We start from the raw sequence: 1160 nt of genomic DNA, 5'->3' as shown, positions 1-1160 counted from the left end.
CCACTGACGCTGCCGCTGATACCCGCCCCCGCGGTCATGCTGCCGCCCACCTGGGTGCTGTCGCTCTTGAACTTGCTGGTGTCTTGCAGGCTCTCGATGCGAAGGTTGCCGCCAACGGTGGCCTTCACCCTCTCCCCGCTGACCACCGCGCCCTTGAGGGTTGTGTCCCCGCCGGACTCGATGCTCACCTGCTGGCCTTGCAGGTGGGTATTGCGCTGGATGACATCCTCCCCGTCGGACCTGCCGCGGGCCAGGCTTGCGCTGGCGGTGAAGCCGATGGTGGCGCCGCTGGAGCCCACACCAATGGCAGCTCCCACCGACGCACTGCTGGACGAGTTGCTGCTTTGCTGCTTGACCGTGTCCTGCACGGCGGTGAGTGACACGTCCCCTTCGGCCTTCAAGGCCAGGCGCTGGGCCGCGGAGAGGTCCGAGCCCTGGACGGTGATGGTGCTTTCCTTGCCGGCGCCTTGCGCGGTCAAGCGGATGTCGCCGCCTGCGGTGATCTCGCTGCCCTGATGGGTGGTGGTGGTGGTCTCCGTCCGGCTCTTGGACTGGCTGGAGCCCAAGGTCACGCTGATGGAGAGCCCGCCTGCCGCCTTGGGATCGGCTTGAAGCGCCTGTACCGCTTCCTTGGCCTTGATGGCGGTGGACGCCGCGCCCAGCGCTTGCATTCGGGCATCGCTGACCTTGCCGATGTTGTCGGCCATGTCCACGGTGGACTCCAGCGCGCTGACCAGCGGCGAGCTCACCGACACGGACAAGCCGCTTTGGCGGAAGGACGTGGTTTGAACGTCCTTGCCCTGCTGAGTCGCAGCTGAGATGGAGATCCGCTGCGCCGTCACATCCACATCGCCCTTGGGCGTTTGGACGATCGAGCCGACTTGCGAATAGTCCCGGCCGGCGACGATCGACACGTCCCCGCCTACGCTACCCACGGTGGAGCCCACCACGGTCTGGCTGTTGCCGCTCTGGCCGGTTCGCTGGTCGCGCGTGCCAATGCTGAAGCCTGCCCCAGCACCGGTCAGCCCCTTGGTGACGACTTGACGCTCCTGCTGGCGTTGACTGGTGTCCAGCGCGTTCTCAAGCTTGACGTCCCGCCCCGCCTGCACGGCGGTGGCGGCGTCAGACACCACATTGGAGCCCTGCACCCGAATGTCCTG

1 protein-coding gene is annotated in these 1160 nt (G+C 66.8%); it reads right to left on the bottom strand.

Annotation, left to right across the window (positions count from 1 at the left end; all coding sequences use genetic code 11):
* The coding region (locus tag DES44_RS24430; RefSeq protein WP_211326956.1) for a hemagglutinin repeat-containing protein at positions 1-1160 on the bottom strand (1160 nt) is incomplete at both ends.

This window comes from Roseateles depolymerans (assembly GCF_003387155.1).
Classification (GTDB): Bacteria; Pseudomonadota; Gammaproteobacteria; order Burkholderiales; family Burkholderiaceae_C; genus Roseateles; species Roseateles depolymerans.
This window is presented reverse-complemented; position numbering and strand designations above follow the sequence as displayed.